We start from the raw sequence: 21,449 nt of genomic DNA on the forward strand, positions 1-21,449 counted from the left end.
AAATTTTTTATCTTGCACTGCAAGTTCCTGCAAGCCAGATCGTCGTAGTGGGACTGATCAGCAACCAATTCTCATTTACGACTTGTCAGGAAGCTCATTCGTGCCTCTGATGCTCAAGCCCTTGCACCGCCGCCGCGGTCCGCTTCACCATGCCCTGATGTCCTGCAGTGCCCTGGCCATGCTGGTCGGCCCGCTGCAGGTGTTTGCCTCGACCGCCACCGAACAGGCCCAGACTCAGGCCCGCCAGGTCCAGCTCGACCTGCCGGCCCAGCCGCTGGACCACGCCCTGACCACGTTCGCCGACCAGGCCGGCCTGCACCTGCTGTACACCACCGGCGACGTCGCCGGCCAATCCAGCCCGGCCTTGCAGGGCAGCTACAGCATCGAGCAGGCCCTGCAGCAGTTGCTGGCCGGCAGCGGCATGAGCTGGCACTTCAGCGATGCCCGCACGGTGACCCTGCGCAAGGCCGACGCTGCGCCGCAGGCGGTCAATCTCAAGCCGATCGAGGTCAGCGTGGCCTCGCGCACCAGCACCGCGATCAGTGAAATCCCCGGCACCGTGTGGGTGGTCGACCAGCAGCAGTTGCGCGAGCAGATCGACAGCGGCGTCAGCCTGAAGGAAGCCATCGGCAAGCTGGTGCCAGGCCTCGACCTGGCGCCGGAAGGCCGTACCAACTACGGCCAGAACATGCGCGGGCGCAATGTGCTGGTGATGATCGACGGGGTCAGCCAGAACAGCTCGCGCGGCCTGTCACGCCAGTTCGACAGCATTTCGCCGTTCAACGTCGAGCGCGTCGAAGTGCTGTCTGGCGCCAGTGCCATCTACGGTGGTGGCGCCACCGGCGGCATCATCAACATCGTGACCAAGAAGGGCGAACCCGGCCCGGCGCGTTTCGAGACCCAGCTCGGTGCCAGCAGCGGCTTCAACAACAGCGACGACCTGGCCACCCGCTTCGCCCAGTCGATCAGTGGCGGCAACGAACGGTTCAACGCCCGCCTGGGGGTTTCCGGCGAGCAGAACGAAGCCTTCTACGACGGCGCCGGCGACCAGATCTTCATCGACAACACCCAGACCGACCTGCAATACAACCGCACCATCGACGTGCTCGGCACCTTGGGGATGCAACTGAACGACCAGCAGAGCCTCGACCTGCTGGCCCAGTACTATGACTCGGGCAACCATGGCAGTACCGGTATCTACTTCCCCAACCTGAATTACAACGCCCCGTCCGACCTGGAAGACGCCGAACTGCGTAGCGGCTACTCGTCGGACCTGGAGCCGCGCACCCGGCGCCTGCTGCTGAACGCCAACTACCACCACACCGACGTGCTGGGGCAGGACTTCTACCTGCAGGCCTCTTACCGCAAGGAAGACGACAACTTCTACCCGTTCCCGTACTACAACCGCGCCACGCCCACCGGCTCGCGCGGGGTGTACTTCGCCGCCTCGCAGCAAAACTTCGAAGTCACCAGCCTCAAGGGCCTGTTCGCCAAGCAGTGGGACGCGCTGAAGCTGACCTACGGCGTCGACCTGGACCGCGAGCGCTTCAATGCCGAGCAGACCACCTTCAACGCCCAGACGTCGTCCGAGTCGGGTGGCCTGGAGCTGGAAAAGGAAAGCAAGGCCGCGCGCTACCCCAGCTACCGGGTCGATGGCGTGTCGGTGTACGCGCAGCTGGACTGGCATGCCACCGATAACCTGACCCTGTCCGGCGGCGCCCGGCGCCAGCAGATGGATGTGGACGTCAGCGACTTCAAGGGTGTGCCGGGTGGCAGCAACGATTACCAGGTCAACCTGTTCAACGTCGGTGCCATCTACGACTTCAAGAATGGCCACCAGGTATGGACCAACTACGGCGAAGGCTTCGACCTGCCCGACCCGGCCAAGTACTACGGCAAGCCCGGGTTGAGCGTGGCCGACAACCCGCTGGCCGGCATCAAGAGCCGCCAGGTGGAACTGGGCTGGCGCTATGCCGACCTGGACTGGGATGCCCAGGCGGCGCTGTACTACATCTGGTCGGACAAGATCATCAACGTCGACTCGCAGACGCTGACCATCAATGTGGAAGACCAGAAAAGCCGCGACTTCGGTTTTGAGGGCGCGCTGACCCGGCACTTCCAGACCGGCTGGGAAACCGGTGGTACCCTGCACCTGACCCGCTCCGAGGAGGAGGATGTCGATGGCGGCTGGATCAAGCGCGATGCCCGCTATGCCTCGTTGTCCAAGGCTACCGCGTTCGTCGGCTGGAAGGGCGATGGCCGCAGTGCGCGGCTACAGGCCAACCATGCCTTCAGCCTGAAGGACGATGCCGACCACGAGATCGACGGCTACTCCACCTTCGACCTGCTGGGCAGCCAGGATACCGGCTTCGGCACCTTCAGCGCCGGCATCCAGAACCTGCTGGACAAGCAATACAGCACGGTCTGGGGGCAGCGTGCGACGCTGTTCTACTCGCCGACCTACGGGCCGGCGTACCTGTATGACTACCAGGGGCGCGGGCGTACCTACACGCTGACCTGGAGCATGGCTTACTGATGGGTGTTGTCTGTCCCGGCCTCTTCGCGGGTAAACCCGCTCCCACAGGCACGGCGCAGCCCTCAGGCTGTGTGAGAACCCTGTAGGAGCGGGTTTACCCGCGAAGAGGCCGGTTCAGGCAAACGACGCCAGCAAATCCTGCGCAAACGCCTGCTGTGCCTCGCCAACCGCTTGCGCCCGGTGCCTGGCCAGGGTAAACGGCACCACAAAGTCCAACCCCGGGTCCAGCGCCCATAACAGCCCCTCAGCCTCCCAAGCTTGCGCACAATGGCATGGCAGATAGCCAATATGCCGCCCCGACAGAATGAACGTCAGCACGCTCTCGATCTGCTCCGCCACCGCCATGCTGCGCTGGCTCTGGAACGGCTCACCGCCCTTGAGAAACCGGTACGGATGGCGCACCTGGTCCATCGCCAGCAACCGCTCCCGGCCAACGCCAGCCTCACCGAACAGCACATGGCCCTTGCCGCAATACAGCCGTTGCCGCTCCTGGAACAGCGGCTGGTAGTCGAAGGCTGCCTGGTTGCCGGAAAAGTAGCTGATGGCGTAATCCAGCCGCTGCTCCAGCAACAAGCGCTCCAGCTCTGCCGGTGGCGCACTGATCAGTTCCAGCTGCACCGCTTCCTCGCGCCTGCGAAACGCCGCAATGGCCGCCGCCAGCTTCAGGCTCACCGCCTTGTCCTGGCTCTCCGCCATGCCTATGCGCACGGTCCCCAGCAGCCGCCCGGCAACGCCATTGGCCTGCTGGCGAAACTGTTCGATGTTCAGCAATAGCCCACGGGCGGCGTCCAGCAACAACGCGCCCTTTTCCGTCAGGTGAAAGCCACCTTTGCCGCGGCTGCACAAGCGGTAGCCCAGCCGCGCTTCCAGCTGCGCCATGCGCTGGCTGATGGTGGGCTGGCTCAAGCCCAGCACGCCTTGCGCGGCGCTGAAACCACCGGCCTCGACTACAGTGACGAACAGCCGCAGCAGGTGCAGGTCGGGGTCGTGCACTTGTCCGAGCATTACATTGCTCCTGATGAATGTCAGCTTTGTAAACTTGCCATTCCTGCAATGTAACCCGGTTGGCATGCTCGCGGCATCCACCCATTTGCCGAGGTGTTCGCCATGCGTCGATCGTTGTGCCTGCTGTCCCTGGTCCTGGCCTTGCCGCTGCAGGCCGAAGAAAAGGTCGTCAACCTCTACAGCTGGGCCGACTATGTCGCCCCGCAAACCCTCCAGCGCTTCGAGCGGGAAACCGGCTACAAGGTGCGCTATGACACCTTCGACACCACCGAAGTGCTGGAAACCAAGCTGCTGACCGGTGGTAGCGGCTATGACGTGGTGGTGCCGTCGTCAACCGTACTGGCCCGGGCGCTCAAGGCAAATGCCCTGCAGCCGTTCGATCCCCAGGCCATGCCCGGCTATGCCAACCTCGACAAGGACCTGCTGGCCAAGCTCGCCGATGCCGACCCCGGCAACCGCCATGCCGTGCCCTACACCTGGGGCACCCTGGGCCTGGGGGTGAATGTGGAAGCGGTGCGCCAGCGCCTGGGGGATGTACCGCTGGACAGCCTCGACCTGCTGTTCAAGCCCGAGTACGCCAGCCGGCTGAAGGACTGCGGCATTGCCATGCCCGACTCGCCCCAGGAGGTGATCGGCGTGGCCCTGAACTACCTGGGCAAGGACCCTTACAGCCAGGACAAGGACGACCTGGCCGCCGCGCAGAACCTGCTGAGCCAGCTGCAGCCGTCGATCAGCTACGTCGCCAATGGCCGGCAGATCAGCGACCTGGCCAACGGCAGCGTGTGCCTGGCGCTGACCTACAACGGCGATGCGGCGATGGCCGCCGACCAGGCGCGTCGCGCTGGCAAACCGTTCGAGCTGATCTACCGCATCCCCCGCGAAGGCACGCTGGTGTGGCAGGACAACCTGGTCATTCCCAAGGACGCCCCGCACCCCGAGGCCGCGCGGGCGTTCATCGCCTTCATGCTCAAGCCCGAGTCGGTCGCCGCACTGACCAACACGCTGTTCTTCGCCAACGCCAACCAGGCGGCCACGCCGCTGGTGGACGAAGCAGTGCGCAATGACCCGGACATCTACCCGTCGGCCGCGGTGCGCCAGCGCCTGTATGCCGACCGCAGCATGGCCTTGGCCGACCTGCGCCAGCGCAACCGCCTGTGGACCGCGTTCCGCAGCCGCCAGTAACCGATAACGACAAAGGAACCCGACCGTGGAGCAAGCCGCAAACAACGACCAGGCCATGACCCGCGACAGCCTGTATGGCACCGCTGCGGAAAGTACCTACGCCGGCATTACCAGTTTCTCTCGCCGCCGCTACAGCCGCGACCTGCGTGGTGTCGATGTGGTGGTCAGTGGTGTGCCGTTCGATACTGCCACCAGCAACCGCCCCGGTGCGCGCTTCGGCCCGCGGGCGATCCGCGCCGCCTCGGTGCAGCAGGCCTGGGCCCGGCACTGGCCGTGGGCGTTCGACCCGTTCGACCACCTGGCGGTGATCGACTATGGCGATTGCGCCTTCGACAGCGGCACCCCGCAGTCGGTACCGGACAGCATCGAGGCCCATGCCACGCATATTCTGGAAGCAGGCTGCGCCATGCTCACCCTGGGTGGCGACCACTTCATCAGCTACCCGCTGCTCAAGGCCCATGCCCGCCGCCATGGCCCGCTGGCGCTGATCCACTTCGATGCGCACAGCGACACCTGGCCGGACGAGGAAGGCAAGCGCATCGACCACGGCACCATGTTCTGGCATGCCGCCCGCGAAGGCCTGGTGGACCCGGCCAGCTCGGTGCAGATCGGCCTGCGCACCACCAATGACGACAGCCAGGGCTTTGCCATCCTCGACGCCCGCCAGGTGCACCGGCAGGGCACCGAGGCGGTGATTGCGGCGATTCGCCAGCGGGTGGGCGAGCGGCCGGTTTACCTGACCTTCGATATCGACTGCCTCGACCCGGCGTATGCGCCCGGCACCGGCACGCCGGTATGCGGCGGGCTGAGCACGGTGCAGGCGCTGGAGATCCTTGGCGGGCTGCGCGGCATCAACCTGGTGGGCATGGACCTGGTGGAGGTGGCGCCAGCCTATGACCATGCTGACATCACCGCGCTGGCCGGGGCGACCCTGGCGATGGAAATGCTGTGCCTGTATGCGGCGCGGCACAAGGTGGACAAGGGCCAGTAATTCGGCGTCCGTAGGGGTTTGTGGGAGCGGCCTTGTGTCGCGAAAGGGCTGCGTAGCAGCCCCCAAGGCCCATACTGAAACATCAGGAATCATCTCCACCCGCATTCACACTTTTTGCCGCGAACCCTTCGCGCCTTAGGCTATCAAACCCACCAGGCGCGGCATTTTCGTACAGGAGGTGAAGCATGACCCCGACCTTGCCCATCCTGGCCCTCGGCCTGGTGCTGTGCCTGCCCGCGCAAGCGGCCCCCGAGCCGCCCTTGCAACTCGCCGCCGGCAACAATAACCCCTACAACAGCCCGATCCAGCGCGCCAACCCCAACAGCCGCCAGGGCAGCATGCCGGCCACGCCTCCCGTGCGCGGCCCGTCCACCGACCCGTACCAGCGCACGCCCACCCTGGACAACCGCGGCATCGGCAATGGCGACAACCTGCGCCGCCAGCAGCAAACCCCGAACCTGGAGCCCAGCCGACCACCGCGCGGCAACCCGCGCGCGCCATGAGCGCCCTACGAAAGGAATCCTGCATGCTTCGAGCACCCTGGTTTGTAACCCTGACCGCCGCCGCACTCCTGCCCCTGCTGGCGCAGGCGGCGGCCGAACAGCAGTTTCGCAGTGAAGAAGGCACCTTGACCGTCAGCACCCTGGCCGATGGCCTGCGCAACCCTTGGGCCCTGGCGTTCCTGCCGGGCGGCAAGGACATGCTGGTCACCGAGCGTGCCGGCAACTTGCGGGTGGTCAATGCCGAAGGCAAGGTCGGCCCGCCGATCAGCGGTGTACCCAAGGTCTGGGCCGAGGGCCAGGGCGGCTTGCTGGATGTGGTGCTGTCGCCGGAGTTCGCCAAGGACCGCACCGTCTACCTGTCCTACGCCGAAGAGGGCAGTGACGGCAAGGCCGGTACGGCGGTCGGCCGTGGCCAGTTGTCCCAGGACCGCGCCCGGCTGGAAAACTTCAACGTCATCTTCCGCCAGCAGCCCAAACTGTCGGAGGGCAACCACTTTGGCTCGCGCCTGGTGTTCGACCGCGACGGCTACCTGTTCATCGCCCTCGGTGAAAACAACCAGCGCCCGACTGCCCAGGACCTGGACAAGCTGCAAGGCAAGATCGTGCGTATCTTGCCGGACGGCGAAGTGCCCAGGGACAACCCCTTCGTCGGCGAGGACAATGTGCGGCCGGAGATCTGGTCGTTCGGCCACCGCAACCAGCAAGGCGCCGCACTCAACCCATGGACCGGCAAGCTGTGGACCCACGAGCATGGCCCGCGCGGCGGCGACGAGATCAACATTCCCGAACCCGGCAAGAACTATGGCTGGCCGATTGCGACCCACGGCATCAACTACTCGCTGCTGCCGATCCCCGAGGCCAAGGGCGAGCATGTGCAGGGCATGGTCGACCCGCACCATGTATGGGAGAAGTCGCCGGGGATCAGCGGCATGGCGTTCTACGACAGCCCTAGGTTCAAGGCCTGGGACCACAACCTGTTCATTGGCGCGCTGGCTACCCAGGAGCTGATCCGCCTGCAACTGGATGGCGACAAGGTGGTGCATGAAGAGCGTTTGCTGGGTGAGCTGAAGGCGCGTATCCGCGATGTACGGGTGGGGCCGGATGGCTACCTGTATGTGCTGACCGATGACAAGGACGGCGCGCTGCTCAAGGTAGGCCTGGGCGACGCCTGATCACCACTGTTGTACGCGGCCCCTGTGGGAGCGGGCGTGTCGAGGCGTCGAACCGCCGCGAAGCAGGCGCCGCGGTGGATGGCACGGGCTTCGCCCGTGTTCGCGGGCACGCCCGCTCCCACAGGGATCGCGGCAGCCTTTTGAATTTGGGCAAGACCGTTGTTCCTACAAGGTCCGCGGTGTGTCAGCCGTGTAGAATGCCGCATGGCTATCGATCCCCATTCCCTCTACCAGCAGGCCCTGACCACTCAGGGCTATGTCGCCGACCCCGCCCAGGCCCGCGCCGTCGAGGCGTTGCAGGCTTGTTTCCAGGCCGTCGAACAGGGCCGCCCCACCCAGGGTATCTACCTCTGGGGCCCGGTCGGCCGGGGCAAGACCTGGCTGATGGACCAGTTCCACCGCTGCCTGCGGGTGCCCAGCCGGCGCCAGCACTTCCATCACTTCATGGCCTGGGTCCACCAGCGCCTGTTCCAGCTCAACGGCACCGCCGACCCGCTGCTGGCGCTGGCCGGGGAACTGGCCGGGCAGATTCGCGTGCTGTGCTTCGACGAGCTGTTCGTCAACGACATCGGTGACGCGATCATCCTCGGCCGCCTGTTCCAGGTACTGTTCGACCAAGGCGTGGTGATTGTCGCCACCTCCAACCAGCCACCCGAGCAGCTGTACCGCGACGGTTTCAACCGCGAGCGGTTCCTGCCGGCCATCGCCGCCATCCAGCGGCACATGCAGGTGCTGCCGGTAGCCGGCGAGCAGGACCACCGCCTGCACCCCGGCGCTGAGCGCCAGCGTTACTGGGTGGCGCAAGCGGGGCAGGCCAGCCAGCTGGGCGAGGTGTTCCGCCAGCTCAGCCCCGGCGACGACGGCCACGATCAGCCTTTGGCGATCGGCTCCCGGCAGGTGCAGGTGGTGCGGCGCAGCGCGCAGGCCATCTGGTGCCGTTTCACCGACCTGTGCGAACAGCCGCTGGCGGCCATGGAGTTCATGGCTCTGTGCGACCGGTTCCCGGCCATCCTGGTGTCGGGCATTCCGGCGCTGGGGGGTGAACAGCGGGCCGGGCGCATTGCCCGGGGTACCGAGGATGCTGCGGCGCGGGTGGCAGCGGGCGACCGCGAGCTGCCGGCGCTGTCGCCCAAGGACGACGCGGTGCGCCGCTTCATAGCCTTGGTCGACGAATGCTACGACCGCCGGGTGGCGTTGTACCTGGAGGCACAGGTGCCGCTGGATGCCCTCTACACTCAAGGGTATCTGGCGTTCCCGTACCAACGGACCCTGAGCCGGCTACGGGAGATGCAACTGCAACGCTTCGCCTGAAAAGGAGCCGAACCATGGAGCCGCTGTCGCATCATCTGCTGACCCAGGCCTACAACAATGGCTGGGCCAACCACCGTCTGTACAAGGCCTGCCTGCAACTGACCCAGGACGAATTCGTCGCCCCGCGCTGCAGCTTCTTCCCGTCGATCAAGGCCACCCTCAACCACCTGCTGACGGTGGACTGGTTCTACCTGCACATGCTCGAGTGCGAGCAGCGTGGCGAGCAGCCCGACGCCGACGGCGAGCGCTTCTTCGACCCCGAACAGCCGTTTGCCACCTGCACCGACCTGCATGCCGAACAGGCCCAGGCCGATCACCGGCTGATCGCCTATTGCCGGGGCCTGCGCGATGGTGAGCTGGGGCGCTATGTGAGCATCGTGCGCCCTGAGCGGGTGCAGCGCGAGCAACGGCTGCGGCTGCTGGCGCACCTGTTCGAGCACCAGGTGCATCACCGCGGGCAGGTGCATGCGATGCTCAGTGACACGGCAGTGAGGCCGCCGCAGCTGGATGAGTTTTTCTGCGAGGAAGAGGCGGGGTTGCGGGCGGCGGACTTTGCCGAGCTGGGCTGGACCGAGGAGCAGGTCTGGAAAGTGTAGGGGGCTGCTTTGCAGCCCTTCGCGGGCTTGCCCGCTCCCACGGGTAGTGCACAGCTTCCCAAACCTGTGCAGTACCTGTGGGAGCGGGCGAGCCCGCGAAGGGCCGCAAAGCGGCCCCTCGACTATTGGCTCACTTGCCCAGCCACTCCACCAGCGTACGGTTGAACCGCACCGGCTCCTCGATCTGCGGCGCATGCCCCATGCCTTCAAAGGTAATCAGCTCACCCTTGGGAATCAGCTTGGCCACCTGCGGCCCCAGCACTGCATACTTGCCCAGCTTCGCTTTCACCTCCGGCGGCGCGATATCACTGCCGATGGCTGTGGTGTCCTGGTCACCGATCAGCAGCAGGGTGGGCATCTGCAGGTCCTTGAACTCGTGGTACACCGGCTGGGTGAAGATCATGTCGTAGATCAGCGCCGAGTTCCACGCCACCGCTTCATGCCCCGGCCCCTTGTTCAGGCCCACCAGCATCTGCACCCAGCGCTCGTACTCCGGCTTCCAGCGCCCGGCGTAGTAGGTCTTGCGCTCATACTCGCGCACGCCTTCGGCATCCAGCTTGAGCTCGCGCGCATACCACTGGTCCACCGTGCGGTAGGGCACGCCCAGGGCTTTCCAGTCTTCCAGGCCGATGGGGTTGACCATCGCCAGGCGCTCCACCTGCTGTGGGTACATCAACGCATAGCGGGTGGCAAGCATGCCGCCGGTGGAGTGGCCGAGCACGATGCTTTGCTTCACCCCCAGCTGTTCGAGCAGGGCATGGGTGTTGCTCGCCAGCTGCTGGAAGCTGTACTGGTAATGTGCCGGCTTGCTGGAGCTGCAGAAGCCGACCTGGTCGGGGGCGATGACCCGGTAGCCAGCCTTGCTCAGGGCATCGATGGTGGTTTCCCAGGTGGCGGCGCAGAAGTTCTTGCCATGCATCAGCACCACGCTGTGGCCGTTGGCCTGGCCCTGGGCGGGCACGTCCATGTAGCCCATCTGCAGGGCCTGGCCCTGGGACTTGAAGTCGAAATGCTTGAGCGGATGCGGGTAGCTAAAGCCCTCCAGCTGGGGGCCATAGGTGGGCGATTCGGCGGCGATGGCCGAACTGCCGGCGAGGCAGGCTAGGGCCAGGGCGGTTGCGCGCAGCATGGGGGCACTCCGTGTAGGGCCATGTAGGAAGGGGCGACTGTAGCAGCCAGTGGACCACGCGGAACGTGAAAGGTGTTACCAGGCGTGAAACCAGCCCAGGGTAATCATCGCCAGCACCCCATAGCGGCCGGCCTTGGCCAGGGTCACCAGCAGCAGGAAGCGCCAGAACGGCTCACGCATGATGCCCGCGATCAGCGTCAGCGGGTCGCCGATCACCGGCATCCAGCTGAGCAGCAGCGACCATTGCCCCCAGCGCTGGTAGCGCTGTTGCGCGCGTTCCAGCTGGGCAGGGCTGAACGGGAACCAGCGCTTGTCACGCAGGTGCTCGATGGCCCGGCCCAGCACCCAGTTGACCACCGAGCCCAGCACATTGCCCAGGGTCGCCACCAGCAGCAGGGTGGCCCAGGCCTCGGGCTGGCGCAGCAAAAGGCCGACCAGCACGGCCTCCGATTGCAGCGGTAGCAGGGTAGCGGCGCCGAAGGCGCTGAGGAACAGCGCCCACAGGCTGAGCATCAGTAGTTGGCGACCACGGTGTCCTTGCCGTCCTGGGTCACGCCGATGACCTGGTAGGCATCCTTGTGGTCACCCATTTCCATGCCGGGCGAGCCCATAGGCATGCCCGGCACGGCCAGGCCCTTGAGGTCGTTGCGCTTGGCCAGCAGGCGCACCTGCTCGGCCGGCACGTGGCCTTCGACGAACTTGCCGTCGATCACCCCGGTATGGCACGACGCCAGGCGTGGCGCCACGCCCAGGCGTTGCTTCACCTCGCTCATGTTCGGCTCGACATGGTCGTTGACGGTGAAGCCGTTGTCGCGCAGGTGGCTGATCCAGGCCTTGCAACAGCCACAGTTGGGGTCGCGGTAGACGTCGATGGTCTCGGCAGCCTGGGCCAGGCCGGTGATGGCCAGCAGGCCCAGGGGCAGCAGGTGTTTACGCAGCATCATGAAGCACTCCTTCAAAAACGTGGGCGGATACCGGCGACCAGGCCTGTGCCTTGCACGCGCCCGGTGTCGTTGCGGCCCCAGGGGCGGTCCGGTATCCAGCGGTTGGCCAGCAGCATAGCGTAAGCGGCCTTCAGGCGCAGCGCGGCCTGTTGCCGTTCGCCAGCGTTGTCAGGCAGCCAGTCTACCTGCCAGGTAGTGGTTCCGGATGCCGGCCTGTCATCACGCTGGCTAACGTGCGGCACACCTATCTGAGAGCCTGCTGGATCATGACCCTACCACTGGACTGCCTGTTGTACTCCAAGACCAATCTGATCGGCATCGGACCAAACCTGTCCGACGAGGAACGCCAGGACGTGCAAACGTTGCTGGACCATGCCGATGAGTTCGCAAGCCGCTTCCTCGACCGGGACGAGCTATGGAAAAGCTGGTTCGACCGCTTCCGCAATCGCCTGGAGAAACATGGCTGCGTAAGGATGGCCGCCCTGGAGTTGCCGCCGCAGGTCATCAGGGACCATGACGATTTCGATACCGGGCTCGAGCCCATTGGCACAGGCAGCACACCAACGCTGTTGGCCCAACTGGCGCGCGCATCCATGCAGGAACTGCGCATCAGTGCTCACGCCAGCAAGTTCCTGCAGTCGGGTTGGCAGAACGACGTCGCCTCATCGTTTCTGATAACACCCTGCCAGAAGGACGAGGAGGGCCAGATCCATCTGGCGGTCTACTCGTTTCGCTTCAATGCCACGGTGGAAATGCGCGACTTCGGATTCTGGAGCGAGGCCCAGCGTGACATCGTCGTGTGGAACACCGGCACTGTTTACCGTTTTGACCTGGAACGTTTCGCCGCTTTTCGCCAGCAGATTCGTAAGGAATTGGGCGACCGGCGGCTTGGCGCCATTACCAGGATCGAACTTTAGCCACCTCGCTCAAGCTGGCAGGTCACGCATCAGCAGGCCGTATGCCAATGGCACCTGCTCGGGAACAGGAAGGTAGATGGTGTGGCCATCGCCCGGGGCGACCTGCAGCGGTTGCTGCTGGCCATTGCTCATGTGCTCGAGATCGAAGTGGTAGTTGCCGCGTGGGGTCATCAGTTCCAGATGGTCGCCCACGGCGAAGCGGTTCTTCACCTTGACCTCGGCCAGGCCGTCGACGCGCACCCCGGTCAGTTCGCCAACGAACTGCTGGCGCTCGGACACCGAGTTGCCGCGCTGGTAGTTCTGGTACTCGTCGTGCACGTGGCGGCGCAGGAAGCCTTCGGTGTAACCGCGCTGGGCCAGGGACTCGAGGTTGTCCATCAGGGAGCGGTCGAATGGCCGCCCGGCCACCGCGTCGTCGATCGCCTGGCGGTACGACTGCACGGCGCGGGCGCAGTAGAAGTGCGACTTGGTGCGGCCTTCGATCTTCAGCGAGTGCACGCCCATGGCGGCCAGGCGCCCGACATGCTGGATGGCGCGCAGGTCCTTGGCATTCATGATGTAGGTGCCGTGCTCGTCTTCGAACGCCGGCATTTCGGTGCCGGGGCGGTTGCTTTCCTGCAGCAGGAATACCTGCTCGGTCGGTGCACCCAGGCCCAGCGTCGGCTGCACTTCGCGCACGATGTCGCCGGTGGCGTTTTCGGTGGCCGGGGTGGCGTCGTACTTCCAGCGGCAAGCGTTGGTGCAGCTGCCCTGGTTGGCATCGCGCTTGTTGAGATAGCCCGACAGCAGGCAACGGCCGGAGTAGGCCATGCACAGGGCACCGTGGACGAACACCTCCAGCTCCATTTCCGGCACCTGCTGGCGGATCTCTTCGATCTCTTCGAGCGACAGCTCGCGCGACAGGATCACCCGGCTCAGGCCCAGTTGCTGCCAGAACTGCACGCTGGCCCAGTTGACCGTGTTGGCCTGCACCGACAGGTGCACCGGCATCTGCGGGAAGTGCTGGCGTACCAGCATGATCAGGCCTGGGTCGGACATGATCAGCGCGTCCGGTGCCATCTCGACCACCGGCGCCAGGTCCTTGAGGAAGGTCTTGAGCTTGGCATTGTGCGGGGCAATGTTGACCACCACGTAAAAACGCTTGCCCAAGGCATGTGCCTCCTGGATGCCCAGGGCCAGGTTGGCATGGTCGAACTCGTTGTTGCGCACCCGCAAGCTGTAGCGTGGCTGGCCGGCGTAGACCGCGTCGGCGCCATAGGCGAAGGCGTAGCGCATGGTCTTGAGGGTGCCGGCGGGGGCCAGCAGTTCGGGCTTGGCGATAGGGGTCATGTGCGCACCGGAGCAAAAGGCGCGGATGCTAGGGCTGGCAGATACGGCCCGTATTGATTTGCATCAAGGGAATGGCGGCACTTTTGCCAAGGTGCGGCGCACTAATAACGCATAAACCATGCGAGGACCCGCGATGAACCAGACCGCCCTGCAGAACAAAGCCCTGGCAGTACTGCTGGCGCTGGTGACCATTGCCTTCATCTGGATCCTGCTGCCGTACTACGGTGCGATCTTCTGGGCGGTGATACTCGGCATCCTGTTCGCCCCGCTGCAGCGCCACCTGCTGCTGCGTTTCGGCCGAAGGCGCAATCTGGCTGCGGCGGCCACCTTGCTGGTGTGCCTGCTGGTGGCGATCCTGCCGGTGATCATCACCAGCGCGCTGCTGGTACAGGAGGGAGCCGCCCTGTACCAGCGCATCGAGCACGGGGAGCTGGATATTGCCGGTTATGTCGAGCGCGGCAAGGACATGCTTCCGGCGTTTGCCCAGCAGGGCCTGGACAGCATGGGCATGGGCAACCTCGACGGGCTACGCGACAAGATCAGCAAGTGGGCCACCCAGGGCAGCCAGGTGCTGGCCAGCCAGGCGTTCAACTTTGGGCAGGGCACGTTCGAGTTCGTGATCAGCTTCGGCATCATGATGTACCTGTTGTTCTTCTTCCTGCGCGAAGGCGCGGAAGTCGCCCGCCAAGTGCGTCTGGCAGTGCCGCTGCCCGAACACCAGAAGCGCCGTTTGCAGCTGAAGTTCAACCGTGTGGTGCGGGCTACTGTAAAAGGCAACGTGCTGGTGGCCATTACCCAGGGGGCGCTGGGCGGTTTCATCTTCTGGGTGCTGGATATCCCGAGTGCGCTGGTGTGGGCGGTACTGATGGCGTTTCTGTCGCTGTTGCCGGCGGTGGGGGCGGGGATCGTGTGGGCGCCGGTGGCGGCGTACTTCCTGCTGACCGGTGCGATTTTGTCGGGGGTGATCCTGACCGCGTTCGGCGTGCTGGTGATCGGCCTGGTGGACAACTTGTTGCGGCCGATCCTGGTGGGCAAGGACACGCGCATGCCGGACTACCTGATTCTGGTGTCGACGCTGGGCGGGCTGGCGGTGTTCGGGCTCAACGGCTTCGTGATCGGGCCATTGATCGCGGCGCTGTTCGTGTCGAGCTGGGCGATCTTCGCGGCAACCAAACCCCGGGTGCAGTTGCCGGAGTAAGGTTTTGACAGGGCTGCTTTGCAGCCCATCGCCGGCAAGCCAGCTTGTATGGTTAGACTTGAAGGGAGGAGGAGGGACAAAGCCAGCTTCTGACTGTTAGCGCAGTACAGACCGTGGGAGATCTCGCCCCTCCTCCCTTTTCACCCAAGCGCCGATAAAGAATGCTTCCGGGCTCAGACCGACGAAAGACACAAGCCAGCGCCTCTGGGTGACCCTTCAAGTGCTTCAACACTATCGAGGAGAGTTGCTCATGGCAATGGTGGTTGCTGATTCAAAGCGGCTGATTGGCGTGGATGTGGCCAAAGCGGAACTGGTCATCTGGGACGATGAATCAGCAGAGCTCATAGCAATCCCCAATACCAAAGCAGCTATTAAGAAATGGCTCAAAGGCCTCTCGGGTGCGATGTCCGTGGCCATCGAGGCGACCAACATTTATCACGTTCTGTTTACGGATCTGGCCTTTGAGTTTGGGCATACGATCTACGTGGTAGATGGTTACGCCCTGAGCCATTACCGCAAAGGCGTCAACGTACGCGCTAAGACAGATGCAATTGATGCCCAGCTGTTGGCCCGCTATCTGAAGAACGAAGGACAGGACCTTACGCCTTGGGCGCCGCCACCGGCTATCTATCGACAACTTCTGAGCCTGTTTCGGCGACGTGCGGGACTGGTCCAGGCACGAACCAGCCTGTCTCAGGGATGGGCTAATGAACCGCTACTTAGAGCCGCCTTCAAGACACATCTGCGTGCGATGCAGCGGCTTGAGCTGCTGGTGGAGAAGATGATCAAGGGTCTGCTGGAAAAGGCCGGACTGATGCCTCAGGTAAAGCGCTGCATGAAGGTCGAGGGGATTGGTTTTCTAACGGCTGCACGCCTGACTGCGACGTTTCAGCGTGGCAACTTCAGCGGGGGTGATGCGTTTATCGCCTTTTTGGGTATGGATCTGAGGATTGCGCAGTCGGGGCAGAAAAAAGGGCAATCCAAGCTCACGAAGCGAGGAGACCCCGAAGCTCGACGCCTCCTTCACAACGCAGCCATGTCGGCATGCCGCACGGCAGTATGGAAATCGTACTACGAAGAGCGCCTGGCACGTGGTTTTAGCACGACAGCATCGCTTGTCATGCTCGCACGCAAATTGGCGCGAGTAGTATTTGCCCTACTGAAAAGCGGAGATGAGTATCGGTCAAAAGCCGCTTAAAAAACTTCCCTAAAACCATAGAATCTCCCACAGGTACAGCGTTGCTCTCAAGATTGTCGCTGGACCTGTGGGAGCAACTGTCTTTAGAAATTTATTTTCAAGCGTGCCATTCGGGCAGGGCTTCGCTCGATACCGCGTAGCGGTGTCGCTGGCGAAGCCCGCATTTGTAGAAAATCGATCCTCGTTCGTGATCAGGGTGCGGGTACCTGAGGCTTGAGCTCTTTCCACTCCGTTCCGTCACGCAGCATTGCGTTCAGGCGCACCAGCAACACGCGCATGCACGCCACTGCGGCAACTTTTGCGCGCTTGCCTCGGGCTATCAGGGCTTCATAGCGGGTTCTAACTTCTGGGACATGCTGGATCATTGACCAGATCGACATGTAGGCCGCCTTGCGGACTCTGTAACGCCCGCCTTCGATCTTCCTCGGGCCACTCTTCTTGCCGCTGTCTTTGTTGTACGGCGCTAACCCAGCCAAGGCTGCAATTTCGCGCCCCGTCACGCTTCCCAGCTCAGGTAGGTAGGCCATGAAGGTGCCACAACTGATGACGCCAATCCCTTTCACAGACCTTAGCCGCATGGCTGTCGTGCGATCCAGCACGTTCGAGGCACGCTCAATCGCCTTGTCCAAGGCCTTAATCTGATCATTCAGGTAAGCGACATGCTCGGTATAAACGGTAATGGCCGTAGCTGAAGTGGTTTGTTTCATCCGACGCTTGTCATCATCCCGATGCTGGACAAGATTGCCACGGAGTTTGATGAGCTCTCCCAGTTCATCCCGATCTTGATTAGGCTCTATCTGCGGCAAGTCCTCGAAGTCCCTGGCAAACCGCGCCAGCATCTGGGCGTCGATCTTGTCAGTCTTGGCAATTTTGCCCATGGCACTCGCATAGTCCCGACAGCGCCTGGGGTTGACCCTGACGACGTTCAAACCCTCCAGTCGCAAGGCTTTGAATACGGCCCGTTCATAGCCACCGGTGGCTTCCAGCAAGACCCGTTCGACCTCAAGCTCGTTCAGGCATGCGATCAGTTGCGCAAAGCCCTCAGAGTCATTCCTGACCTGGAACTGGGGAATACTTTCAGGAAGAAAGCCCACATCCAGAGTCGCTTTCGAAACGTCGAGACCAACGAAGTAGGAAATCATCGCCAAGCCCTCTTACACTCAAGAAGTGAGAGCACTCTGACTTAGCCCTAGCTTGTGACTGCGAGTTCGCCACTCATTCAACTGTTCGGGCTTAGGTCAGAGTGGGAGGTGGATGGCGACTAGGCTCCCACTCGTGCTTTAGAGCACACCTGGCTTTCAGTCTGCCATCCACTGCTCTCACCCTTTCGAGTTTAAGAGACCTTGAAGACACAAGCTGGCTTGCCGGCGATGGGCCGCAACGCGGCCCCCATGACCGGGTCAGGATGTTTGCGGCATCTCACCCTTGGCCAGGCGCCGGTTGATGTCGGCGATCACTTCGGGCAGTTCGTTGATGGTGTCGATCAGGTAGTGCGGGCGGGAGCCGGCGAACAGGGCGTGGATGCGCTGGCGCTCGCTTTCCAGCTTCTCGGCGCTCAGCGCGCGGTAGCCTTCCCAGGTCAGCCCCAGGGCATTGCCCGAGCACACCAGGGCCACGGTCCACATGCCAGCACGGCGGCCCTCGAGAATGCCCGGCACGGTATCGTCGACCTTCACGCACGCCGCTACATCGTCGATACCCAGCGCGATCACGTTGGCCAGGGCCTGGGCCGGCCATGGGCGGCCGTTCGGGGTTTCGTCGGTAGCCACCACATGGTCGGCCACGTAGCCGTTCTGCGCGGCCAGCTCCACCACCTTGTCCATCACCACCTTCGGGTAGCCCGAGCAAGAGCCGATCTTCAGACCGTCTCGGCGCAGCCCGGTGAGAGTGTCCAGGGCGCCGGGGATCAGCGCCGAGTGCACGGCGATCTTCTCGATCTGCAGTGGCATGAAGCGGTTGTAGATGGCGGTGACATCATCGTCGGTCGGGGTACGGCCGAACACCTTGCGGTAGCGCTCGGCAATTTCCGGCACATCGCACAGGGTGCGGATGTGGTCCCACTTGCCCATACCCATCGGGCCGCGGGCTTCTTCGATGGACACCTGCACATCGAATTCGGCAAAGGCTTCGACAAAGATCTGGGTCGGGGCGAAGGAACCGAAGTCGACCACGGTGCCGGCCCAGTCAAGGATGGCGGCTTGCAGCTGGGTAGGGTTGCTGTAGTTCATGTGCGCTTGTTCCTGAAATTGGGTGGGCAAAGGGTCAGATGTCCAGCACTTCCATTTCCCGCAGCACCTCGGCCACGGCATTCACGGCGGCCTGCATGCCATCCGCTCCGACCACGCCGATGCAGCCGACACGGAAGGTTTCCACCTGGGTCAGCTTGCCCGGGTAGAGGATGAAGCCCTTGGCCTTGACCCGCTCGTAGAAGTCCTTGAACTGGTAGCGGGGATCGTTCGGTGCGTGGAAGGTGACGATGATCGGCGCCTGGATCTCGGCAGGCAGGAAGCTGCGCAGGCCGATGGCGGCCATGCCGTCGAGCAAGGTCTTGCAGTTGTCGGCGTAGCGCTGGTGGCGCGCTGGCAGGCCACCTTCCTCGTTGTATTGCTGCAGCGCTTCGTGCAGGGCAGCGACCACGTGGGTCGGCGGGGTGAAGCGCCACTGGCCGGTCTTGGCCATGTAGGTGTGCTGGTCGTGCAGGTCCATGGCCAGCGAGTGGGCGTTGCCTTCGGCAGCGGCCAGGGCGGTTTTCTCGGCGAACACGAAGCCCATGCCAGGTACCCCTTCCAGGCATTTGCCGGAGGCGGCGATCAGCGCCTCGAAGGGGATGGCGCGGGCATCGATCGGCAGTGCGCCGAACGAGCTCATGGCGTCGATGATCAGGCGCTTGCCGTGGCCTTTGATCACCTGGGCGATCTCGGGCAGCGGGTTGAGGATGCCGGTGCTGGTTTCGCAGTGGATCAGCGCGACGTGGGTGATGGCCGGATCGGCGGCCAGCAGGCGGTCGACGTCGGCGGCGGTGGTCGGCTGGTCTTCGGCGGTTTCGAAGGTGCTGTAGGCACGGCCCAGCACTTTGCAGATCTTCGCCAGGCGCTGGCCATAGGCGCCATTGATCAGCACCAGGACCTTGCCGTCACGCGGCACCAGGGTGCCGATGGCCGCTTCCACGGCGAAGGTGCCGCTGCCTTGCAGGGGTACGCAGTGGTGGCTGGCGCTGCCGTCGATGATGGCCAGCAGTTGCTCGCAGACACTGGCCGTCAGTTGGTTGAAGTCGCGGTCCCAGGAGCCCCAGTCCACCAGCATGGCTTGGCGGGTGCGGATTGATGTGGTCAGGGGACCGGGGGTCAGCAGAATCGGGGCGTTGCTCATTCCGTTATTCCTCACAAGCGGTGGGCTGAAACTACGGGGCCTAGGTTGCAATTGGCGCTGTCATCAATCAAATTGTTTGTTGTTATCCGAGCTATAATTCAGGCCGATAAATATGAACCTGTTCCAGTTGCGTGCCTTCGATGCCGTGGCCCGTGAGGGCAGCTTTACCCGTGCCGCCGCACGCCTGTTCATCAGCCAGCCGGCGGTGACCGGGCACGTGAAGGCGCTGGAGGAGCACTACCAGATCACCTTGCTGCGGCGTACCGCGCGGCGGGTGGAGTTGACCGAAGAGGGCACCCGCCTGGCGGCCATCACCCGCGCCATGTTCGGCCTGGCCGAAGAGGCGCAGGCCATGCTCGAGGCCAATCGGCAACTGCTGACCGGGCGCCTGGAGGTGGCGGCCGATGGCCCGCACCGGGTCATGCCGATGCTGGCGCTGCTGCGCGAGCGCTACCCGGGCATTACCGTCAACCTGCGCCTGGGCAATGCCCAGGAAACCTTGGCGGCATTGCTCAGCGAACATGCCGACGTGGCCGTGCTGACCGAGATCGAACCGCGCAAAGGCCTGCATTTGCAAAACCTGTGCGAGTCGCGGTTGTGCGCCTTGCTGCCGGCGGGGCATGCCTGGGCCAGCGGCGAGGGTGATTTGCCGCTGGCTGAGCTGCACCAGCAGATCATGGTGTTGCGCGAACCCAGCTCCACCACCCGGCGCACCTTCGACAAGGCCTGCAACAAGGCTGCTGTGCAACCTCGGGTGCTGCTGGAGCTGGACAGCCGCGAGGCGGTGACCGAAGCGGTGGCCTCGGAGCTGGGCATTGGCGTGGTGTCGTCCACCGAAGTCGCCAATGACCCGCGGGTAGTGGCACGCCCGCTGGCCGGTGACGGCCTGGTCAACCAGCACCTGATCGGCTGCCTGGAGCGCCGCCGTGAGCTGCGCCTGATCCAGGCGTTCCTAGGCCTGGCGGCGGGGCTGTGATGGCTGTTTTCAACGGGGCGGCCTAAGATGGCCGGCATTGAGCCGACAGGACCGTCGATGAGCGAGAAAGACACCATTTCCATGCAGCTGGTGCGCGAAGCGCTGTTGCAGACTTGCCCCGCCGGCGAGCCCGATACCGGCTTGCTGGCCCGGGCGGGTATCGCCGTCGAACAACTGCACCTGCCAGCGGCACGGGTCAGTGCCGAGTCCTATGCCCGGCTCTGGCGTCTGCTGGCGCGGCGCTGCAACGATGAGTTCTTCGCCATGGACCCGCGCGGCCTGCGCAGCGGCAGCCTGGCGTTCATGTGCCGTGCCAGCATGGGCCAGCCAACCCTGGGCGCCGGCCTGGAAACCGCGCTGGCGTTCCTGTCACTGATGCTTGAAGACCTGCAGCCAAGCCTGGTGCGCCAGCAAGGCCTGGCCGAAATCGTCATCAACGAACCGCGTGACACACCGCGCCGCGCTTTCACCTATTTCACCTTCTGGATGATCGTGCACGGTGTGACCTGCTGGTTGGCCGGGCGGCGTATCCCGATCCTGGCCATCGATCTGCGCTGTGCCGAGCCGCCGTTCTGCGATGACTACCGGGTGATGTTTTCGGAAAACCTGCAGTTCGAGCGCCCGCGCACGCGCATGATCATCGCTGCCGAATGCCTCGAGCTGCCGCTGCGGCGCAGCGAAGAAGAACTGCAGCGCTTTCTGGCCGAGGCGCCGGGCAACATCCTGGTCAAGTACCGTGACCCGGCCAGCCTCGGGCGGCGCATTCGCACCGACCTGCTGCGCCTGGACCCGGGGCAGTGGCCCGATGGCGACAGCCTGGCGCGCCAGTTGTGCCTGTCGCCTTCTACCCTGCGCCGGCGGTTGGCCGAAGAGGGGCAGAACTACCAAGGGTTGAAGGACAGCGTGCGTCGTGAGCTTGCAATTGCCTGGCTGAGCCAGGAAGACGCGGCCATGGGCGAAATCGCCGAGCGCCTGGGCTTTGCCGACAGCAGTTCGTTCTACAAGGCATTTCGCAAGTGGTTCGGCTGCAACCCTGGGCATTACCGTGCGCTGATCCTCAAGCGCGGCAGTGGCGGCTAGGGAACCACGCCTT

20 protein-coding genes and 1 pseudogene are annotated in these 21,449 nt (G+C 64.0%); 12 read left to right on the forward strand and 9 right to left on the reverse strand.

From position 1 onward, the window contains the following. The first annotated feature begins 109 nt into the window (after nt 1-109). Complete coding sequence (locus KDB76_RS09695; protein WP_024086598.1) at nt 110-2,536, forward strand: TonB-dependent receptor; 2,427 nt, start codon at nt 110-112, stop codon at nt 2,534-2,536. Between the two features lie 114 nt (nt 2,537-2,650). On the opposite strand, the gene KDB76_RS09700 is transcribed toward KDB76_RS09695, so the two are convergent. Continuing rightward, a complete protein-coding gene (locus tag KDB76_RS09700) occupies nt 2,651-3,541 on the reverse strand; it encodes a LysR family transcriptional regulator (RefSeq protein ID WP_023661939.1) in 891 nt (296 codons plus the stop codon). Between the two features lie 102 nt (nt 3,542-3,643). Between KDB76_RS09700 and KDB76_RS09705 the strand changes: the two genes are divergently transcribed. From KDB76_RS09705 to KDB76_RS09730, 6 genes are all read left to right on the forward strand, one after another. Next, entirely contained in the window at nt 3,644-4,723 is a 1,080-nt protein-coding gene (locus tag KDB76_RS09705; RefSeq protein ID WP_024086599.1) for an extracellular solute-binding protein, read from the forward strand. 25 nt (nt 4,724-4,748) lie between these two features. Beyond that, nucleotides 4,749-5,714, forward strand: coding sequence for an agmatinase (gene speB, locus KDB76_RS09710; RefSeq protein ID WP_013971812.1), 966 nt, complete (start codon nt 4,749-4,751; stop codon nt 5,712-5,714). 185 nt (nt 5,715-5,899) lie between these two features. Further along, a complete protein-coding gene (locus tag KDB76_RS09715) occupies nt 5,900-6,217 on the forward strand; it encodes a hypothetical protein (RefSeq protein ID WP_013971813.1) in 318 nt (105 codons plus the stop codon). Nucleotides 6,218-6,240: 23 nt separating this feature from the next. Then, complete coding sequence (locus KDB76_RS09720; RefSeq protein ID WP_013971814.1) at nt 6,241-7,389, forward strand: PQQ-dependent sugar dehydrogenase; 1,149 nt, start codon at nt 6,241-6,243, stop codon at nt 7,387-7,389. Between the two features lie 204 nt (nt 7,390-7,593). Continuing rightward, nucleotides 7,594-8,700, forward strand: coding sequence for a cell division protein ZapE (zapE, locus tag KDB76_RS09725; RefSeq protein WP_013971815.1), 1,107 nt, complete (start codon nt 7,594-7,596; stop codon nt 8,698-8,700). A gap of 14 nt (nt 8,701-8,714) precedes the next feature. Next, nucleotides 8,715-9,296 (forward strand): DinB family protein, encoded by a 582-nt coding sequence (locus KDB76_RS09730; protein WP_013971816.1) that lies wholly within the window; start codon nt 8,715-8,717, stop codon nt 9,294-9,296. Nucleotides 9,297-9,426: 130 nt separating this feature from the next. Here KDB76_RS09730 and KDB76_RS09735 read toward each other — a convergent pair whose 3' ends face one another. The 4 genes and pseudogenes from KDB76_RS09735 to KDB76_RS09750 all read right to left on the reverse strand — a co-directional run. Next, on the reverse strand, nt 9,427-10,425 hold the full coding sequence (locus tag KDB76_RS09735) for an alpha/beta hydrolase (protein ID WP_013971817.1): 999 nt from the start codon (nt 10,423-10,425) through the stop codon (nt 9,427-9,429). A gap of 75 nt (nt 10,426-10,500) precedes the next feature. Continuing rightward, a complete protein-coding gene (locus tag KDB76_RS09740; protein ID WP_013971818.1) occupies nt 10,501-10,938 on the reverse strand; it encodes a YqaA family protein in 438 nt (145 codons plus the stop codon). Next, nucleotides 10,938-11,366: a DUF411 domain-containing protein gene (locus KDB76_RS09745; RefSeq protein ID WP_015269641.1), complete on the reverse strand. Its 429-nt coding sequence runs from the start codon at nt 11,364-11,366 to the stop codon at nt 10,938-10,940. The genes KDB76_RS09740 and KDB76_RS09745 overlap by 1 nt, the downstream gene beginning before the upstream one ends. 41 nt (nt 11,367-11,407) lie before the next feature. After that, nucleotides 11,408-11,533 (reverse strand): annotated as a pseudogene (locus KDB76_RS09750) (copper resistance protein CopB); the annotation flags it as partial. Between the two features lie 102 nt (nt 11,534-11,635). Between KDB76_RS09750 and KDB76_RS09755 the strand changes: the two are divergent. Next, nucleotides 11,636-12,286, forward strand: coding sequence for a hypothetical protein (locus tag KDB76_RS09755; protein ID WP_013971821.1), 651 nt, complete (start codon nt 11,636-11,638; stop codon nt 12,284-12,286). A 9-nt stretch (nt 12,287-12,295) separates the two neighbouring features. Here KDB76_RS09755 and yegQ read toward each other — a convergent pair whose 3' ends face one another. Continuing rightward, complete coding sequence (yegQ, locus tag KDB76_RS09760) at nt 12,296-13,615, reverse strand: tRNA 5-hydroxyuridine modification protein YegQ (RefSeq protein WP_013971822.1); 1,320 nt, start codon at nt 13,613-13,615, stop codon at nt 12,296-12,298. Between the two features lie 133 nt (nt 13,616-13,748). Here yegQ and KDB76_RS09765 point away from each other — a divergent pair, with 133 nt between their 5' ends. Beyond that, nucleotides 13,749-14,813 (forward strand): AI-2E family transporter, encoded by a 1,065-nt coding sequence (locus KDB76_RS09765; RefSeq protein WP_013971823.1) that lies wholly within the window; start codon nt 13,749-13,751, stop codon nt 14,811-14,813. A gap of 250 nt (nt 14,814-15,063) precedes the next feature. Next, the gene (locus KDB76_RS09770; protein WP_038408539.1) at nt 15,064-16,011 is read left to right on the forward strand and encodes an IS110 family transposase; all 948 of its coding nucleotides are present in this window, start codon (nt 15,064-15,066) and stop codon (nt 16,009-16,011) included. 191 nt (nt 16,012-16,202) lie between these two features. Here the strand turns inward: KDB76_RS09770 and KDB76_RS09775 are convergent, their stop codons facing one another. From KDB76_RS09775 to KDB76_RS09785, 3 genes are all read right to left on the reverse strand, one after another. Then, nucleotides 16,203-17,153, reverse strand: a complete 951-nt coding sequence (locus tag KDB76_RS09775; protein WP_013970357.1) for an IS110 family transposase — start codon at nt 17,151-17,153, stop codon at nt 16,203-16,205. Nucleotides 17,154-17,411: 258 nt separating this feature from the next. Beyond that, a complete protein-coding gene (phnX, locus tag KDB76_RS09780; protein ID WP_013971824.1) occupies nt 17,412-18,239 on the reverse strand; it encodes a phosphonoacetaldehyde hydrolase in 828 nt (275 codons plus the stop codon). 34 nt (nt 18,240-18,273) lie between these two features. Next, nucleotides 18,274-19,380 (reverse strand): 2-aminoethylphosphonate--pyruvate transaminase, encoded by a 1,107-nt coding sequence (locus KDB76_RS09785; protein ID WP_013971825.1) that lies wholly within the window; start codon nt 19,378-19,380, stop codon nt 18,274-18,276. Between the two features lie 112 nt (nt 19,381-19,492). Here KDB76_RS09785 and KDB76_RS09790 point away from each other — a divergent pair, with 112 nt between their 5' ends. Both KDB76_RS09790 and KDB76_RS09795 read left to right on the forward strand, forming a co-directional pair. Beyond that, nucleotides 19,493-20,356 (forward strand): LysR substrate-binding domain-containing protein, encoded by an 864-nt coding sequence (locus KDB76_RS09790; protein WP_013971826.1) that lies wholly within the window; start codon nt 19,493-19,495, stop codon nt 20,354-20,356. A 57-nt stretch (nt 20,357-20,413) separates the two neighbouring features. Then, nucleotides 20,414-21,436 (forward strand): AraC family transcriptional regulator, encoded by a 1,023-nt coding sequence (locus tag KDB76_RS09795; RefSeq protein ID WP_024086600.1) that lies wholly within the window; start codon nt 20,414-20,416, stop codon nt 21,434-21,436. Nucleotides 21,437-21,449 lie beyond the last annotated feature (13 nt).

Source organism: Pseudomonas sp. JS425 (genome assembly GCF_018223845.1).
In the GTDB taxonomy this organism is placed as follows: Bacteria; Pseudomonadota; Gammaproteobacteria; order Pseudomonadales; family Pseudomonadaceae; genus Aquipseudomonas; species Aquipseudomonas asiatica.

Excerpts from the sequence above, each read along its gene's own strand:
- KDB76_RS09795 (WP_024086600.1), top strand. The coding sequence starts at position 20,414 with ATGAGCGAGAAAGACACCATTTCCATGCAGCTGGTGCGCGAAGCGCTG.
- KDB76_RS09755 (WP_013971821.1), top strand. The coding sequence starts at position 11,636 with ATGACCCTACCACTGGACTGCCTGTTGTACTCCAAGACCAATCTGATC.
- KDB76_RS09715 (WP_013971813.1), top strand. The coding sequence starts at position 5,900 with ATGACCCCGACCTTGCCCATCCTGGCCCTCGGCCTGGTGCTGTGCCTG.
- KDB76_RS09745 (WP_015269641.1), bottom strand. The coding sequence starts at position 11,366 with ATGCTGCGTAAACACCTGCTGCCCCTGGGCCTGCTGGCCATCACCGGC.
- KDB76_RS09775 (WP_013970357.1), bottom strand. The coding sequence starts at position 17,153 with ATGATTTCCTACTTCGTTGGTCTCGACGTTTCGAAAGCGACTCTGGAT.
- zapE (WP_013971815.1), top strand. The coding sequence starts at position 7,594 with ATGGCTATCGATCCCCATTCCCTCTACCAGCAGGCCCTGACCACTCAG.
- KDB76_RS09720 (WP_013971814.1), top strand. The coding sequence starts at position 6,241 with ATGCTTCGAGCACCCTGGTTTGTAACCCTGACCGCCGCCGCACTCCTG.
- KDB76_RS09695 (WP_024086598.1), top strand. The coding sequence starts at position 110 with ATGCTCAAGCCCTTGCACCGCCGCCGCGGTCCGCTTCACCATGCCCTG.
- KDB76_RS09790 (WP_013971826.1), top strand. The coding sequence starts at position 19,493 with ATGAACCTGTTCCAGTTGCGTGCCTTCGATGCCGTGGCCCGTGAGGGC.
- KDB76_RS09765 (WP_013971823.1), top strand. The coding sequence starts at position 13,749 with ATGAACCAGACCGCCCTGCAGAACAAAGCCCTGGCAGTACTGCTGGCG.
- KDB76_RS09735 (WP_013971817.1), bottom strand. The coding sequence starts at position 10,425 with ATGCTGCGCGCAACCGCCCTGGCCCTAGCCTGCCTCGCCGGCAGTTCG.
- KDB76_RS09785 (WP_013971825.1), bottom strand. The coding sequence starts at position 19,380 with ATGAGCAACGCCCCGATTCTGCTGACCCCCGGTCCCCTGACCACATCA.
- KDB76_RS09705 (WP_024086599.1), top strand. The coding sequence starts at position 3,644 with ATGCGTCGATCGTTGTGCCTGCTGTCCCTGGTCCTGGCCTTGCCGCTG.
- KDB76_RS09730 (WP_013971816.1), top strand. The coding sequence starts at position 8,715 with ATGGAGCCGCTGTCGCATCATCTGCTGACCCAGGCCTACAACAATGGC.
- KDB76_RS09700 (WP_023661939.1), bottom strand. The coding sequence starts at position 3,541 with ATGCTCGGACAAGTGCACGACCCCGACCTGCACCTGCTGCGGCTGTTC.
- KDB76_RS09770 (WP_038408539.1), top strand. The coding sequence starts at position 15,064 with ATGGCAATGGTGGTTGCTGATTCAAAGCGGCTGATTGGCGTGGATGTG.
- phnX (WP_013971824.1), bottom strand. The coding sequence starts at position 18,239 with ATGAACTACAGCAACCCTACCCAGCTGCAAGCCGCCATCCTTGACTGG.
- yegQ (WP_013971822.1), bottom strand. The coding sequence starts at position 13,615 with ATGACCCCTATCGCCAAGCCCGAACTGCTGGCCCCCGCCGGCACCCTC.
- KDB76_RS09740 (WP_013971818.1), bottom strand. The coding sequence starts at position 10,938 with ATGCTCAGCCTGTGGGCGCTGTTCCTCAGCGCCTTCGGCGCCGCTACC.